General features: G+C 48.3%; 14 protein-coding genes. 2 read left to right on the forward strand and 12 right to left on the reverse strand.

Annotation, left to right across the window (positions count from 1 at the left end):
• Positions 1–139: 139 nt before the first annotated feature.
• From HMPREF9469_RS12010 to HMPREF9469_RS12045, 8 genes are all read right to left on the reverse strand, one after another.
• The gene (locus tag HMPREF9469_RS12010) at positions 140–490 is read right to left on the reverse strand and encodes a cupin domain-containing protein (protein ID WP_007862275.1); all 351 of its coding nucleotides are present in this window, start codon (positions 488–490) and stop codon (positions 140–142) included.
• Positions 471–1817, reverse strand: coding sequence for a Na+/H+ antiporter NhaC family protein (locus tag HMPREF9469_RS12015; RefSeq protein ID WP_007862276.1), 1347 nt, complete (start codon positions 1815–1817; stop codon positions 471–473). The genes HMPREF9469_RS12010 and HMPREF9469_RS12015 overlap by 20 nt, the downstream gene beginning before the upstream one ends.
• A 58-nt stretch (positions 1818–1875) precedes the next feature.
• On the reverse strand, positions 1876–2793 hold the full coding sequence (locus tag HMPREF9469_RS12020) for an isocitrate lyase/PEP mutase family protein (protein ID WP_007862277.1): 918 nt from the start codon (positions 2791–2793) through the stop codon (positions 1876–1878).
• A 109-nt stretch (positions 2794–2902) separates the two neighbouring features.
• Positions 2903–4606: a peptide ABC transporter substrate-binding protein gene (locus tag HMPREF9469_RS12025; RefSeq protein WP_007862278.1), complete on the reverse strand. Its 1704-nt coding sequence runs from the start codon at positions 4604–4606 to the stop codon at positions 2903–2905.
• Positions 4603–5553: an ABC transporter ATP-binding protein gene (locus HMPREF9469_RS12030; protein WP_007862279.1), complete on the reverse strand. Its 951-nt coding sequence runs from the start codon at positions 5551–5553 to the stop codon at positions 4603–4605. The genes HMPREF9469_RS12025 and HMPREF9469_RS12030 overlap by 4 nt, the downstream gene beginning before the upstream one ends.
• Before the next feature lies 1 nt (position 5554).
• A complete protein-coding gene (locus tag HMPREF9469_RS12035; protein ID WP_007862280.1) occupies positions 5555–6625 on the reverse strand; it encodes an ABC transporter ATP-binding protein in 1071 nt (356 codons plus the stop codon).
• Positions 6626–6639: 14 nt separating this feature from the next.
• Entirely contained in the window at positions 6640–7671 is a 1032-nt protein-coding gene (locus HMPREF9469_RS12040) for an ABC transporter permease (RefSeq protein ID WP_007862281.1), read from the reverse strand.
• The gene (locus tag HMPREF9469_RS12045; protein WP_007862282.1) at positions 7671–8618 is read right to left on the reverse strand and encodes an ABC transporter permease; all 948 of its coding nucleotides are present in this window, start codon (positions 8616–8618) and stop codon (positions 7671–7673) included. The genes HMPREF9469_RS12040 and HMPREF9469_RS12045 overlap by 1 nt, the downstream gene beginning before the upstream one ends.
• Before the next feature lie 242 nt (positions 8619–8860).
• On the opposite strand from HMPREF9469_RS12045, the gene HMPREF9469_RS12050 reads away from it, so the two are divergent.
• On the forward strand, positions 8861–9757 hold the full coding sequence (locus HMPREF9469_RS12050) for a LysR family transcriptional regulator (protein ID WP_007862283.1): 897 nt from the start codon (positions 8861–8863) through the stop codon (positions 9755–9757).
• A gap of 179 nt (positions 9758–9936) precedes the next feature.
• Here the strand turns inward: HMPREF9469_RS12050 and gnpA are convergent, their stop codons facing one another.
• Positions 9937–12183: a 1,3-beta-galactosyl-N-acetylhexosamine phosphorylase gene (gene gnpA / locus HMPREF9469_RS12055; protein WP_007862284.1), complete on the reverse strand. Its 2247-nt coding sequence runs from the start codon at positions 12181–12183 to the stop codon at positions 9937–9939.
• A gap of 202 nt (positions 12184–12385) precedes the next feature.
• Here gnpA and HMPREF9469_RS12060 point away from each other — a divergent pair, with 202 nt between their 5' ends.
• Positions 12386–13288 carry a helix-turn-helix domain-containing protein gene (locus HMPREF9469_RS12060; protein WP_007862285.1) on the forward strand — a complete coding sequence of 301 codons (903 nt, stop codon included), beginning with the start codon at positions 12386–12388 and terminating at the stop codon, positions 13286–13288.
• 15 nt (positions 13289–13303) lie between these two features.
• On the opposite strand, the gene HMPREF9469_RS12065 is transcribed toward HMPREF9469_RS12060, so the two are convergent.
• The 3 genes from HMPREF9469_RS12065 to HMPREF9469_RS12075 form a co-directional block, all read right to left on the reverse strand.
• Complete coding sequence (locus tag HMPREF9469_RS12065) at positions 13304–13720, reverse strand: hypothetical protein (RefSeq protein ID WP_007862286.1); 417 nt, start codon at positions 13718–13720, stop codon at positions 13304–13306.
• Positions 13721–13983: 263 nt separating this feature from the next.
• Positions 13984–15363: a PhoH family protein gene (locus tag HMPREF9469_RS12070; protein ID WP_007862287.1), complete on the reverse strand. Its 1380-nt coding sequence runs from the start codon at positions 15361–15363 to the stop codon at positions 13984–13986.
• A gap of 245 nt (positions 15364–15608) precedes the next feature.
• Complete coding sequence (locus HMPREF9469_RS12075; protein ID WP_007862293.1) at positions 15609–16298, reverse strand: flavin reductase family protein; 690 nt, start codon at positions 16296–16298, stop codon at positions 15609–15611.
• Between the last annotated feature and the right edge of the window lie 49 nt (positions 16299–16347).

The raw sequence follows: 16347 nt of genomic DNA on the forward strand, positions 1-16347 counted from the left end.
TTATATCAGGGCATATGCGACATATGCAGCCGTTTTATGTATGACAATATATAAAAAAGGGCTCTCCCACCATCCGTGATTTAAATCATCAGATTCATCATCACTGGTGCGACAGCCCTCTTTTATATTTCATAAAATATTATTCGTACAGAATCAAGGCAATCATTTCAATGGGTTCTTCACCGGCACAGGCGAGTCCGTGCCCTTCACCCGGTGCACAATAGGTTACATCGCCGGCACCAACGGTAACCATGGTTCCATTATCATTGTAATGTCCGGTACCGCTCAATATGTAATAAGTTTCACTGTCGCCGGTATGAACATGATAACCGATCTCAGAACCGGGATAGACGGTGGTATGGCCAAAAACACGGCCTTTTTGGCTCATTTCATCAGGGCCGTTTAACAAACTGCGGACGGTAATCTCACCGGTGCCCTGAAAAGGGGCAGGCTTCCGGACAGTTTCTTTTTCAATGCATTTTCTTATCATGATATTTCCTCCATTTATTTATATAATTAAAGTTTTGTTTTCTGAGAGATATCCAGAGATTCCATGCCGGAACCAGGTACAGATAAAACGCAGCCAAAAGGCAGGTCATCTCTGCTCCGATCGTGGCCACCGGTACAGCACCGGCAATCGCCCATGGGATTAATGCCGCAATTAAAATGACCGAATTTTCCAGAGCAATCGCCAGTTCCTCTTTATCCTGATAGAGATCATCACAGATCTGCCAGGTCAGAATTGTTCCCAGGCTCTGATTACAGCTGACCATAGAAGAAAGAACCGAAGTCAGGATCACGGTGCCAAAGGGCGTTAATTTGACAGCGGTCTGCTTCAGCCTGTCTTTTATCCCGGAAAGAAGCGGTGTAACCGAAAAAATTCCGGAATAAGAAGCCGATATGAGCACAATTGCCCCGACCTCAACCATAGACGAAATCCCGCCTCCATCCAGCAGTACGGCCAGCCGGCTTCCTTCTTCAAAGACGCCTCCTGTCCATAATATGCGTATAAGCTCACCGGGTGTAATTCCCTGAATCATGATTGCTGCCGCAGACGCTGTCACAATACTGGCTCCCATGGCGATTTTCACATCCACCCGCAGAAGCGCCAGCAAAAGCATCAGCACTGCCGGCATGACGGTTAGCCAGCTGAGGGAAAAATTTTCCTGAAAGAGTATGGTCACGGTCGGATCCGGTTCCGCAGCCATGCCTCCCGCCAGCACCACATAAAGAACGCAGGAAGCCAGAAAAGGAACCACGCTGGTTTTCATCATCCCCCGGATATTCCGGTAAATATCTGTCCCGGTAAGGGAGTATACAAGTATTGCGCTTGAAGACATGGGAGAACAACGGTCTCCGAAAAAAATACCGGATAAAACAGCCCCGGCTGTCAGCATCGGATTCAGTCCCGCCGCATTGGAAATCATCATACAGATGACTCCCATGGTACTGCTGGTACCAAACGAGGTACCTGTCAGAAACGACATCATGCAGCACAAAAGAAATGTACACAACACAAAGTACCTGGGTTCGATCAAATCCACAGAGTGATACAGGATAAAAGGGATTGTGCCTCCAATCCGCCAGCTTGCTGTCAGGCAGCCGATCAGCACAAAAATGATTATAATATTTCCCACCCGCGCCATGCCGCCAAGCAATAATCTCAATACATTTCCCAGCGTCCGCCCCTTTTTTACAGTGTACCAGGAAAAACAGACCATTCCGAACAGCAGCGCATATAAAAGTTCTGTTCCTGTACCTATACACACGGCCAGAGCCACCAGAAAGGCCCCAAGTACCCATGTCTCCAATCCCATCTGATTCCTCCTTCAAACACGTATTCCGTGTTTTACATAATGGCCGGTTTCACCTGAATCACTTCATCTCCTGGAACGTTTTCTCTAACTGCAGCCACTGCGTTCCATAGACATTAAATGCCTCTTTCTTTTCCTCTTCTGTAAGACCATCCATCTGATGACGGCCGGAAAAAATGCCGTTCTTATTCTGGAAATTATTCTTTCCATAAAGCACCATGCCCCACATTGCCCCTTTCTCCAGGCAGTGGATTGTCACAAAATTAAAACCAAGCTCCTTCACGTCCTCCATGGTAACCATCGGCACGCCATCAGGCATTACGTCAATATCCGGATACATCTTCCAGCCGGGAACAGCTGCGGCAACCTTTTTGCACTCTTCCATATCATTGACACGGTTGATCAGGGTCATTGGTGCTCCCAGCTCATGGGCGCGGGCCACACGTTCCATCGCATCATCAAATCCATTGACAGCTCTGCTTTCTGTCCGCGCAATTACAACGCAATCCGTTCCTTCCACCGCGGCCAGAGCCGCTTTTATCTTGGCAAGGTAAACATCCATCGGCATAACATCATAAGGTTTTTTCCCGGTTCCGCGGTAATAAGCCAGACGTTCATATCCCCTGACGCCCTGCCCGTCATCAAGAGTAAAACCCTGGGCTCCGGCCCGGACCAGTCTCTTAATATTCCGGTATACGTTCAGCGGGCTGTCACCGTACCCCTCATCAAAATCCACGATCAATGGCAAGGGTGAAAAATCAGTAATCCGTTCCGTCACATAAATCAGCTCATCCGCCGTCATCAATCCCAGATCCGGCATACCGATCAGCCCCTTTGACACAGCCGCGCCGCTGAGCAGCATCGCCCTGTATCCGCAAAGCTCCGCAGCTTTTGCAGAAAAGCAATCCCATACGCTTGGAGCAAACACCTGCTCTCCATCTTTCAACATTTTCATAAATGAACCTTTTTCTTTAAACACAGCAAATTCCTCCTAATACTATTACATGAGACAGATGCGGCTGTGATAAATGCAGATTCAAACCACATTTTCACAGCCTCATCAATATCATCCGGCGATTTCAGATCGCTCAGTCATCCATTGTAACAAAACGGTAGTTCCATGTCAGGCTGGTATTACGTACCTCTAACCCATGTACTTTTGGATTGATCAGCATAGCCAGACCATTCTGTACAGTCGGGAATACGGCCACATCCTCATCCAGCAGAATCTTTTCCGCCTCTGCCAGGCTGTCCCATCTTGCCTGCGGATTTTTCAACATCTCTGCTGTAGAAGCTGCATCAATAATATCATTAAATTCTTTTCCGTCATAACGTCCGTAATTATGCTCATTCTTTCTTCCCAACAGTTCAAGGAATGCCATCGGGTCCTTATAGTCCGGGCCCCAACGGAACAGGAACAGATCAAAGTCTCCACTCTGTGCATAGGTAAGAGCTGAGCTGGACGGATAGCTGTACAGCTCAATTTTAAGCCCCGGCAAAGTCTGCTGCCACTGTGAAGCAATATATTCAGCCTGGGCGATGGATGCGTCATTATTGTTATAGTACATCAGGCGCAGCGTTACACTGTCCTTCCCCAGTTCCTCAAGTCCCTTTTGCCAGGACTGCTTTGCCGCTTCCATGTCGTATGCCAGGAAATGATCACCGTTGGTATCACGCATCTGGGTCTTTTCATCAGGAGCAAAGCACAGATTATACCCGACTAAGTAATTGGCTGCCTGAGAACCATTGTTCAGTACTGTCTTTGCAATTGCATCTTTGTTGATGGAAGTTGCCAGCGCTCTCCGGATATTAACATTGGCCAGTACTTCATTTTCAAAATTAGGGTATATATACCACATATGTACTTCCAGCGCCTTTGTAAATGCCGGACTGCCGGCGTAATTATTAATCAAAGCTCCGCTGATTTCTACAAAGTCCAGCTCTCCGTTTTCAAACATCAAAGCGCCGGTCTGGGAATCAGTCACAATCTGCCAGTTCAGCTGATTAATATCGATATTGTCCGCATTCCAGTAATCAGGGTTTTTAGTCGCCCTGATATTGGTGGCGTAATCCCAGTAAGTCCAGGTATACGGGCCGTTATAGATGGTTGCCTCTGGTTTCATGCCATAATCTTCACCGGCTGACTCAAAATATGCCTGGTTGATGGGAAGGAACGCAGGACGTACCAGGGTTTTCAGAAAATAAGGTACGATTGCTTCCAGCTCGACCTGCAGTGTCTTATCATCAATTACAGTAACCCCCAGCTGTTCCGGGTCCATCTCTCCGTCTACAATCGCTTTTGCATTTTTAATGCCTACTGCAACTGCTTCGTTGCTGTTCTTTGCCGCGGTAGCCGGATCCACCAGACGTTTCCAGGAAAATGCGAAATCGTTAGCAGTAACCGGTTCTCCGTTGCTCCAGTAAGCCTCTCTAAGATGGAAGGTATAGGTCAGGCCATCCTCTGATATCTCATAGCTTTCTGCCATCAGCGGGTCTAAGGCGCCGTTTTCATCCAGAGTATACAAACCGTCAAACACCGCTGTCAAAAGCTCATTGGACATGGGGTCATTTACCTTGTGGGGATCACATGCCTGTAATGCTGCAAGTTTTGCAATATTCAGCACATGCCCTCCTTCTGCCGCTTCTGCCGTTTCCGTACCAGCCGCGGATGATCCGTTAACAGATGCAGATGATCCCGTATCCGCAGCCGCCCCTGATCCGCAGCCTGCCAATGCTCCGGCAGTAATCGCCGCCATTGCAAGCAACGCCAATACCTTTCTACCTTTTCTCATAATGATCCTCCTTTATTTAAATTATTTATCCACTTTGTAAATTCTTCCTCCGCAGCAAGTACCTGATGTGTCTCGCTTAATGCATGAACCGTACCTTTTGTATAATCGATTCCCAACTCCCCTGGGTCATAAAATACGGGAACCTTAGCCGCCGCCACCCTGGGATTCGGCTCCAGAATAGCGGAAAGCAGCGACCTGGTATAGGGGTGTACCGGATCGGCAAAAATCTCATCCGTTGTCCCGGTCTCCACAATATGGCCCAGATGCATGATTCCAAGACGGTCACTGATATATTTCACCATGGAAAGATCATGGGCAATGAATAAATAGGTGATCCCCAATTCATCCTGAAGGTCCCGCATCAGATTCACCACCTGCGCCTGGATCGAAACATCCAGTGCGCTGATACACTCATCTGCAATCACCAGCTGGGGAAGCATGACCAGCGCTCTGGCAATGCCGATTCTCTGCCTTTGCCCGCCTGAAAACTGATGTGGAAATCTGGTGGCATGCTCCCTGTCAAGCCCCACCTTTTCCAGTATCGCATAGATCTTTTCTTCCCGTTCTTCTCTGCTCTTATAGCTGTGATGGGCGTCCAGCCCTTCCCCTATAATGTCGATCACCTTTTTTCGCGGGTTCAGGCATGACATCGGATTCTGGAAAATCATCTGCATATTGGTGCGAAGATAATCCCTTGTGGCTTTGTCAATGGGACCGCTGATCTTTTTACCATTAAAAATAACTTCTCCGTCTGTGGCATCATACAACCGTATGATCGAACGTCCCGTTGTAGTTTTACCGCTTCCGCTCTCGCCTACCAGGCCATACGTCTCTCCACGGTAAATCTTAAAGGAAATATCATCCACACCTTTTACGGTAAACTTATGGTTGATTTTAAAATATTGTTTTAAATGCTTTACTTCTAAAATCACATCCCTCTCTTCCATATCAGCTCACCCCCTTCAGCATCCGGTCAATTTTGGTACGCAGGGATTCCGGCATCCGGACCTTTTCCGCGTTGGGATGGCACAGCCATGAGGCAACCCTGTGCTTTCCGCCCACATTAAACATCGGAGGCGCCTGCTCAAAATCAATTTTAAGCGCATACGGATTGCGGGGCGCAAAGGCATCTCCTTTGATTTCGCGCAGAAGGTTGACCGGCTCCCCCGGAATAGCAAACAGACGCGGCGAGTCTGTGGTAAGATCCGGCATAGAGGAAAGCAGGCCCCATGTGTAGGGATGCCTTGGATCATAGAATATTTCCTCTGCACTTCCCTTTTCGATCATTCTGCCGGCGTACATCACGCACACATAATCCGCCACCTTGGCTACAACACCAAGATCATGCGTAATGTAGACAACCGATATCTGCTTCTCCTTCTGGATCTTCTTAATCAGATTCAGTATCTTCAGCTGAATCGTAACATCCAGTGCCGTTGTAGGCTCATCACAGATCAGGATGTCCGGATCGCAGGCCAGCGCGATTGCGATGCCGACCCTCTGGCACATTCCTCCGGAAAGCTGATGAGGATATTGTTTAAACCTCTTTTCCGGGTTTTTAATTCCAACCTCTTCCAGAAGCTTGATTGCCCGTGCTTTTGCTTCTTCCCGGCTCAGCTTATAGTGTTCCAGCATTCCTTCCATGATCTGGTTTCCAATGGTCACGGTGGGATTAAGGGATGTCATGGAATCCTGAAATACCATGGAAATATGGCGTCCGCATATTTTGCTGCGTACATCCCGTTCCGACATCTTCGCAATATCTACGGTCTGCTTCTGTCCGTTCTCATCCCACCAGCTGTAGTTGATGGAGCCATGGTCAATATGCTGATTATTACTGATAATACCCATAACGGCTTTCATGGTAACAGACTTCCCACTGCCGCTTTCCCCCACAATTGCCACTGTTTCCCCTCTGTACAGATCAAACCGCATTCCCCGGATAGCCGTTGCCTTCCCATGCACCGTATCAAAGGAAATTTCCAGATCTCTAATTGATAAAACTCGTTCTCGTTCCATCTTTTCATTTCCTCCTACATATCCTTCATGGTCGGATCAACCGCATCCCGCAGCCCGTCCGCAAACAGATTGAAGCTGATCATCAATATGGCCAGAACCGTAACCGGCGCAATTACCAGATACGGATATGACAGGAATGAACCGTACCCGTCACTGACCAGGGACCCCAGGGATGCCATGGGAGCTCTTACTCCAAGACCAATATAGGAAAGATAAGACTCCGTAAAGATGGCACTGGGGATGGAGAACATACTCATGGTAACTACCTGACCGAGAACATTCGGAACAATTTCTCCAAAAATTGTTTTGCGGTTATTGGTTCCCAGGGTGTGGGAAGCCAGTACATATTCCTGGCTTTTCTGCTTCAGCATCTGCGCCCTTGCAACCCGGCTCATGGGAATCCAGCCGCTTACAAGAAGCGCCAGGATAATCGATGCAATTCCAGGTTCCAATACAAGCGCAAACAGCGTGACCAGAACCACCTGCGGAATCCCGTTCAATATTTCAACAAAACGCTGCATCAGAAAATCCACCTTTTTTCCAAAATACCCGGAAATTAACCCGTAGCTCATTCCTATGGCCAGATCAATCACAACCGCAATCACCGCAATCAAAAGGGAGAGGCGGGTTCCGCTCCAGAGTCTTGTCCACAAATCCCTTCCCAGGGAATCTGTACCAAAATAATAATAAACATCATCCGGTATTCCCCGCTGTGCGTAAACATCAACCCCGTCCTTTACACCATTGAAAATACCAAAATTCTCAAGTACCGGTATTCTGGGCGAGAGAGAATTATGTTCCAATATTACCTGATCATATGCCCTGGCAGATACGACCGGTGCAAACATTGCAAACAAAATAATTACCACAATCATGGCAAGTCCCACCATGGCACCTCTGTTATGAAGCATTTTTAAAGCCACATCTTTTCCATATGAGGTATTCTCATATACTTCAGAAACCTCATGAAAATCAGAAGGATCTTTATGTACCAGTTTCAGTTTCTCCGCTGGAATATCCGGTATATTCATATTGATTTCCTGCATTATGCTTTACCTCCAGACACGCGAATCCTCGGATCTATAAATCCGTATAATACATCAACCACCAGCATGATTACAATATACAAAAAGCTGTAAACAAGTGCCACCGCCATGATCACATTGTAATCATTATTTTGTACACCGGAAAGCAGCATCTGTCCAAGTCCGGGAACTCCAAAAATCTGTTCTACAACAACACTTCCAGTAATCAGCCCAATCATCAGAGGAGATAATACAGTAATAATAGGAACCAGGGTATTTCGTAACGCATGCCGTACAATCACTTTACGTTCATTAATTCCCTTGGCTTTTGCAAGAATAATGTAATCACTGCTCAGACATTCAATCATCTCCGACCTTGCATACCGTGCCATGGTTGCTATGATATAAGCAGATAACGATAAGGTTGGAAGGATACTGGAAAAGACCGGCTGATCGATCGCGAACCGAATGGGAAACCACCCCATTTTAAATGCAGCAAAAAATACCAGAAATAGTGCGAACACATAAGCAGGTACGCTGAATCCAATCACAGAACATACGGTTGCGACCGTATCGATCCAGGTATTTTTCTTCAGTGCTGCAATAATTCCTAGAACCAGTCCGATGACAACACCGATCAGCATGGCCTGAACACCCATACGTATTGTGATCGGTAATCGTGTGGCCATCATATTTGATACCGGCTGGTCAACGGCAATCACATAAGATATTCCAAAATCCCCGTGGAACAGATTCTTCAAATAAATCCAATACCGGACAAAAAATGGTTTGTCCAGACCATATTTATGTTCCAGAAGCGCCTTCTGCGCTTCATTCAGCTTTTCATTATTAAATGGCGATCCCGGCAACAGATCCATTAATAAGAAAAGCAAAAAAGTGATCGCCAGGAGCGTTACTGCTGCGATCAGTACACGCTTGACAATATATCTCCCCATATCTTTGCCCATATTCAGCCTCCTTGCTCCATTTCATTTTGTTTGACGGTAAAACACATTTTTATGCAATAAATACATTTTCCGTTCTTTTCTTTTGTTATTATATATCACTTTTTACAATATGTAAAATTCATATATTTCTTATATTCCATTAATTTTTTTCATGTAATTTAGGTTATTCTATTGACACTCAGCATAATCCATGAAAGAATAATAGAGACATCATTATCATATAAAAATAAGGAGAAGCTTCTATGAATATCATTAAATACCGGTTACTGGTCAAAGCGATTGAATTAGGAAATCTGACAAAAGCAGCATCCGAGCTGGGATACACCCAATCCGGAGCCAGTCACCAGATTAAGTCGGTGGAAGAAGAACTTGGGATTAAAATCTTACAGCGTGACCGTTCCGGTACCAAACTGACCACCGAAGGAAAATTGCTTCTGCCTTATATCCGCGAAGCTATTTCATGTGAAGATAAAATCCTGGCTACCGCCAACTCCATTATCGGAATGCAGATTGGTTCCCTTAAGGTCGGTGCTTTTACCAGCGTATCCCTTGTGCTTCTGCCTATTATCATAGGTCAGTTTCATCAGCTTTATCCCAATGTGCAGATTGAAATGCTGACCGGCGAGGGAAGCTATCCTGAAATGGAACAGTTTCTTATAGATGGAATTGCTGACTGCAGCTTTGTCAGCGGCTCTAACGCTCAAGGGCTGAATCAAATCCATTTATTTGATGATTCCCTGTGCCTGGTACTTCCGCCTGACCATCCGCTGTCATCTTCTGATTCCCCCATAACGTTCCAACAGTTGAATGGGGTACCATTTTTAATGCCTACGGACGGAAGCAATACAGATATCCTTTATCTGTGTCATAAACACAATTTCAATCCTTCTGTGGCCTTTACCATGCACGATGATCTTGCTTTGTTAGCCATGGTTGAAAACGGCCTTGGCTGTACCGTCCTTCCCAAACTGATTCTAAACAATTACTCTCGTAGAGCAGCAATCAAATATCTGGAGGGTTATCCTACCCGTTCCATCTCCATTGCAACCCGTACTGATGAAGTGCTTTCCCCCATTGTCTCTACTTTTTTGGAATTAACCCAGACCATTATTCGTCAAAGGCCTGATCTAACCAATTAAAAAAGGATACCGCCTCCGTTAAAAACGCGGTATCCCTTGCATTGAGTTCCGGCAATCACAAGGTAGGGAACAGGCGCCGGGAAGGAAGTGCACACGGTTGCGTGATCCACGGTCACACCCTTAAACTGGCTGCGTTAAGGGACGCCATCCTGCTGCCCAATCAAAAGAATACATCCATATCAGATCGTAAACCAGCGTATTTCACAGGCATTTAGCTTTATTTCCCGTGCATTCCCCTGTCCATCGTACACCACGGTATCCTGAAGTGTACTGGAATTATTCACCACCGCATACCGTCCGGTCTGCGGGTAAGCGTGTACCTCACAGTACACGTTATCCCCGTACCATTTCTTCATGTCCTTCTCCCTGGACGCTGCATAGAACATGCTTCGCAGCAGGATCCTTGTATTCTCCCGGCTGTAAGGAAGCCCTGCCAGATACACACTGCGGCCTTTTCCGTAAGAGTGGGCACTCAGATGCACTTCATGGTTGGAATATTCCACAATTTCCGTGTCCGGGCCAAGGGCGTAGACGTTCTTCATACCTTCGCCGAAATCAATGGGTAATATCCTGTCCGCCGGGCCTGGTTTGCCGTCCTGCGAAACCGCCTGCCCGCCTGTGGGAACCCACTGCCCTGGCTGCCGGATCAGGTCCTCTGTGATAAAATGTCTCTCCGCCTGTTTCACATAGTACTTATCCGTGGAAAGGGAATATCCCAGTTCTTTGTCAACTCCCAGCACATCGGCCAACTGGAAGAAACGGCCTGCGTGATGAACCGCGCTGGGTTCGCCCACACCCACAAAACCGCCGCCCTCATGGACCCATCTGCGGATCGCGGCCACCAGCTTCCCATCCAGCCACTCATCCCCGCCGGACCAGGCCGTTCCCGCATCGCCTGCATTGATGATCACATCCACATCCTCCGGGATGCCCTGCTCCCTGATGTCGTCAAAGCTGATAAAGACCACATCCACACCGGCGCCGCTTAATGCCTCCAGTATGCCGAAATACGTATAGGTCTGCTTATACCACAGCGCATGGGCTACCATGTAGGACTGCCAGGACCGCAGCCGTCCCCAGCTGTTAAGTACGGCCGCCTTCAGCCCGCAGTAGGGTTTGCTTCCCCCGATATTCCCATATATCTCCCGGAATTCATCCGTTACCTTTTCAATATAATCCACAAAGGCGGGGAATTTATAAGCCAGGCTTAGATATCCTCCGTATCCAATGCGGTCCACCGGCTTGCGCATCAGGGCACGGCGGGCGCACAGCCAGTTCTCAACCGCTTCCGGGACAGGATCATTTCCCTCATAAAAGGTGTCGGGGAAAAAGTAGGGGAGGAACCGTCCTTCTGTATACTTCACGCCTGGAATATCGGAGATCAGGCGCAGGGTGGCTCCTCCGCCCACACTTCCCACCACCGCGTCCAGCCCTATTCCAGGAAAATATTTACCGTAAGGTTCCGTGCCGATCCAGTTGTCCCCCAGGAACATCATGGCCTCCCGGCCTGCCTCATGGACCAGGCTGACCAGTTCCTTAGCCTTTCCGGCCACAAAGCGCTGGATAAAATCCATATAGTCCCTGTAATGTTTTGTGGGCACCCGGAATGTGGAATTGTAGTAACCGTTGTCCACAATATCCTCGGGACGCAGTCTGTAGCCATATTCCTGCTCAAACTCTTCCAGGGCCTTCACGGACACAGTGGCCCCGTATCCAAACCAATCCACGAACTTTTCCTTTGCATCACTGCCAAACACCAGGGTGAAATGATAAAAAAACGTGGTAAAGCGCACCACGTCCGTGTCAGGATTGTCCTTTAGCCACTGGATCAGATACTTCTTTGCAAATGCTCCGGAAGCTACCTGGCGCACGTCAAAGGGTATCTCATGTGGTTTATCTCCCCAATGGTTGGTGATGTGGTTGTACATCTGCGTGGGATCCCATATGGCATACACAAGAAAGGATACCGTATACTCATGAAAAGGCTCCGCCCGGAGGATGACCGCCGCCATGTCCCCATCCTCTGCGGACAGTTCCCAGCCCTCTGCCGGAACCGGCTCTCCTGTGGTCCTGTCCATAACCTCCCACCATTTCTTCGGATCGTGATCCAGGTCAGGAACCACCTGCTGGTCAAAATATCCCTCCATAAACCGGATCCTTAACCCTGCCCCCGCCGCGGTATGCCGTCTGGACATAAGATAGAGCTGCTGGCATTCCTCCATGTGCTCCCCGGCAAACTCATTGTGCCCTCTGGCCACAAAATATGTGGTATATATCTTCGCATCCAGGGATTTGATCTCCTGGTCCAGTTTTGTGCCGTCACTGTCACGGATGGCATCCGCCCCCCAACGCTCCATTAATTCCTTTGTCTCCTCAAGAAAATGTGATTCGCTGGGCAGTGTCACCCTGCCTTTTGTCTTGGACATATAGTTCCTCCTTGTACACAGATGGTAATTGTTCAATAACCTCAGTATATACAAATCGGGAAATTGGCACAAGATGGATCGGCTAATTATATTTGCACATTCTATTCTTTTATTTGCATTATCTTTCTTTACATGGAATATTTGTATGATACAATAGAATCAATGGGACAAGAGTAAACCCAATAAGAAGGGGGAAGGATTTATGGCATATGAAAGTGTGCACCTGGAGGACAGCATCACCATAGAAAATATCATATCCATCCACTATTTCCAGTATATGAGCGACTTTTCCTTTCCAGGGGAAAGCCATGATTTCTGGGAGCTGGTCTGTGTGGACCGTGGAGAAATAGACGCAATTGCCGATGACCGGCGGCTGACGCTGAAAAAGGGCAGCATTTTGTTCCACAAGCCCAATGAATTCCACAACGTACTTACCAACGGCCTGGTATCGCCCAGTCTGGTGGTAATTGGATTTGACTGCCATTCCCCCTGCATGAAGGCATTTGAAAACCAGCTCATGACCATACAGGATACGGAAAAAGAGCTGCTGGCCCAGATCATCGTGGAGGCCCGCAACACCTTTGACGGCCGTCTGGATGATCCCTACCAGGAGAAACTGGTGTTTCTGAACCATCCTGTTTCTTTTGGGTCCGCACAGCTGATCAGCCACTACCTGGAGCAGCTTATGATCCATTTGTACCGAAGGTATTTTTCCTATCCACTGCCCGTGCACTCCACGGACTTTCTGACCGCAAAGTCAGGAACAGGCAGCGATACCTATAACCGGATCGTACGGTATATGGAGGAGCATATCAATGAGCAGCTCACCATTGATAAGATCTGTAAGGATAACCTGGTGGGGCGTTCCCAACTGCAAAAGCTGTTCCGGGATGCCCAGGGCTGCGGGGTGATTGAATTCTTCTCCATGATGAAGGTGGACACGGCCAAACAGATGATCCGTGACCACCAGCTGAATTTTACGCAGATTTCAGATAAACTTGGATACACGTCCATTCACTACTTTTCCAGGCAGTTCAAAAAACTGACGACCATGACGCCATCGGAATACGCCACATCCATACAGCTGCTGTCGGAAAAGCCGTGATACTGTAAGGCAGGTTCACGTCTTTTTAATAAAATCCGTCTTACATTTGGGGCAGTGGATGCTGACTTTCCCATGCCCTCTGGGAATGCGGATCTTCTGACCGCAGTTTGGGCACTTAAAAATCCGGTATTTGCGCCCTTGTGTAAAACTGAATTTCACTTTGCGCCAGTACTCAGTCACATAAAAACGCATCCTGAGAAACACCTGGTTTTCCTGATAACGCTTTCCCACGTTCTTTGAGAACATACGGAAATACATGGTGATAAGCCCCACCAGTTCCAATGTGTCAAGGATCGTGGACGGGAGCGAAGCCCGCACAAACAAATTAATCACGATCAATACCAGAACTGCCCATACCATAAACTGGCCCAGCTGGTCCATCCCGTACCTGCCTATCATAAAACGCTGAAATTTCTCTCTTAACCGGTTCATCCCTATCCATTTCCTTTCCCGCCGGCTGTCCTGGTGCCGGCTCTCTGCCGGTTTTGATGCCGGTCAACCGGCAGCCCTGATACCGGAGCTCTGCCTGTTCCGGTACCGGACGGCGCCACTAGGATCAGCCCTTCGCATGACAGTAACTATAACCTAATTTCCGCTTAAAATCAATGCGGCCGCGGGATTCTTAATGGTATTTTTAGAAACTGTGGCCGGGAGGCATGCGTACTCCCCACTGCATTCTCCCCACTGCATTCTCCTCACTGCATTCTCTTCACTGCATCCATGGCCAGCTGGGAGCGCTGGCATTCCTCCGCGCATAGGGTAATCTGCCAGCACAGGGAACTCCCCTTCATGTGCTCTGCCGCATAGCTCAATCCATTGGTCCGCTCGTCCAGGAAACTGCGGTCTATCTGGTTGGGGTCGCCTAAAAGGATGATCTTAGTGCCTTTTCCTGCTCTTGTAATGATCCCCTTGACCTGGGCAGGTGTCATGTTCTGGGCCTCATCAATGATCAAGTAGGTCCTTACAATGGACCTTCCTCTTATAAAGTTCAGCGCCTCTGCCTGAACCAGTCCCCGGTCAAATATCTCATCGATCTTCCCTTTCAGCTCAGATTCATTCTCATAGCGTTTTTCCTCGCAGGAATCAATGAGCTGCTCCAGGTTGTCTATGATGGGGCGCATCAGGGGCGAGATCTTTTCCTGTTCATCCCCGGGAAGGAAACCGATGTCTGAGTCAAACTGAGCATTGGGACGGCTGATAAGGATCTTCCGGTATTCGCCGGAAGGGTCGTTCAGCAGCTTCTCAAGCCCTACCGCCAGGGAGTAAAAGGTCTTTGCAGTGCCCGCCATTCCCTTTACAATCACAAGAGGGGCCCGGTCGGCGGACTGCATCAGGGCTTCCTGGAGAAAATATTGGCCGGAATTCTTTGGTGCGATTCCGTAGGGTCTGGCTTTTTTGTAGTCCAGCCCCACGATCCGCTCTCCCTCCACCCGCCCCAGTACTGTTTTTTTAGCAGACTGGTCTGCTTTCAGTATCACAAACTGGTTTTCCCAGAGTTTTGGAGTGGTATGCACGCCTTCCTGGCTGGAAGTGTAAACAATATTTACAGGAATTCCCTTTTTCTTAAAATCCTTAAAACAATCCTCAGGCGCATATACCTCAATTCGGCCCGTATACTGTTCCTCCTTGTCGGAAACCTGCTCAGTTAGAAAATCCTCTGCCTGGATCCCAATTATCTGGGCCTTGATCCGCAAAAGGATATCCTTGGTCACAAGGATCACCCTTCCGTCCTGTTGCTGGCCTGCCAGCCCCCTGCATACCTTGAGGATGCGGTTATCCATCTTATCATCAGGAAGATCGGGAGGCAGTACAATATCCACGAAATTTTTCTCCACCCGCAGGCTTCCCCCACGTTCCAGCATGACGCCCGACAGCAGGTCCCCTTTTTGGCGCAGCCCTTCCAAAAGCCGGATGGCCGTTCTGGCATTGGCACCTTTCTCGCCTTCTGATTTTTTCAGATTGTCCAGTTCCTCCAGTACGGCCACGGGCAGGACGATCTGGTTGTCCTCAAAACAATGGACGGCGTAGGGCGCCTGTATCAGAATATTGGTATCCAGCACATAGGTTTTTATCATTCACAGGACTCCTTTACAATTATTTTTAAGCGTTTCCCCCTGAAACACCTCACCCAGAAGCGCTTCTGCCAGGATTTTTGCTTATGGGACCATCATATCCTAAATATCGGATCTATGTTACCAGAGTACTGTAAAAGTAATGTAAAGGGAATATATAAATCCCTTCCGGACAAGGCGCGTAATACCACAAGCAGCGCCAGTCCCACAACAATGCCAGCAAAACTCAGCATACCCTGTCTCCGTTTCTAATCCCTGCCATTCTCATTAGGACGCCTTCCCTCCATCGCGGCCATGCGCGCTGCACTGACACCCGGGACCCGCATGGAAAATGTGTCCTCCATCACCGAGTAGTCCCAGTATCCAGCCCTTCCAAGCAATCGCAGCTTTTTATAGTCCAGCTTTCCGTCCGGGAGAATGATCTCATCTGATACATGGATCTCCACCACTCTCCCGATAATCATATCCACGGTCCCCTTTCCCCCTGCAGTCCTCCCCGGAATCCGTATGGTCTGCATATACTCACATTCAAACTGGATGGGAGATTCCGCCACACGCTTTGCAGCCACACGCACGCTGTCAGCCTTGTGTAGGCCGGCCTTTTCAAACTCATCCTCCTGCGGCCCAAACCCTGAGGCTGTAATGTTCATCGCATCCTTCAATTCGCAGGGTACTGCATTGTATACAAAGCAGCCCATGGACTCAATGTTATTTACCGTATCCTTTCGGCGCACTGCATCTTCATCCCCGCCCTGGTTTACGGCGATCATTACCATGGGAGGATCATAGGACAGGTTCTGGAACTGGCTGAAGGGCGCAAGGTTATCCACACCCTCCCTGCTCACCGTGGAAATCCACCCAATCGGCCGGGGCGCCACACAGGCCTTAAACGGATTTAACGATAAAGGGCATGTTTCATTTACAGGTGAGTAATGCATATTCATTCTCCTTTTCTCTTTAACATCTTTATTTGGTGCAATTCTGTAT

Source organism: [Clostridium] citroniae WAL-17108, assembly GCF_000233455.1.
In the GTDB taxonomy this organism is placed as follows: domain Bacteria; phylum Bacillota; class Clostridia; order Lachnospirales; family Lachnospiraceae; genus Enterocloster; species Enterocloster citroniae.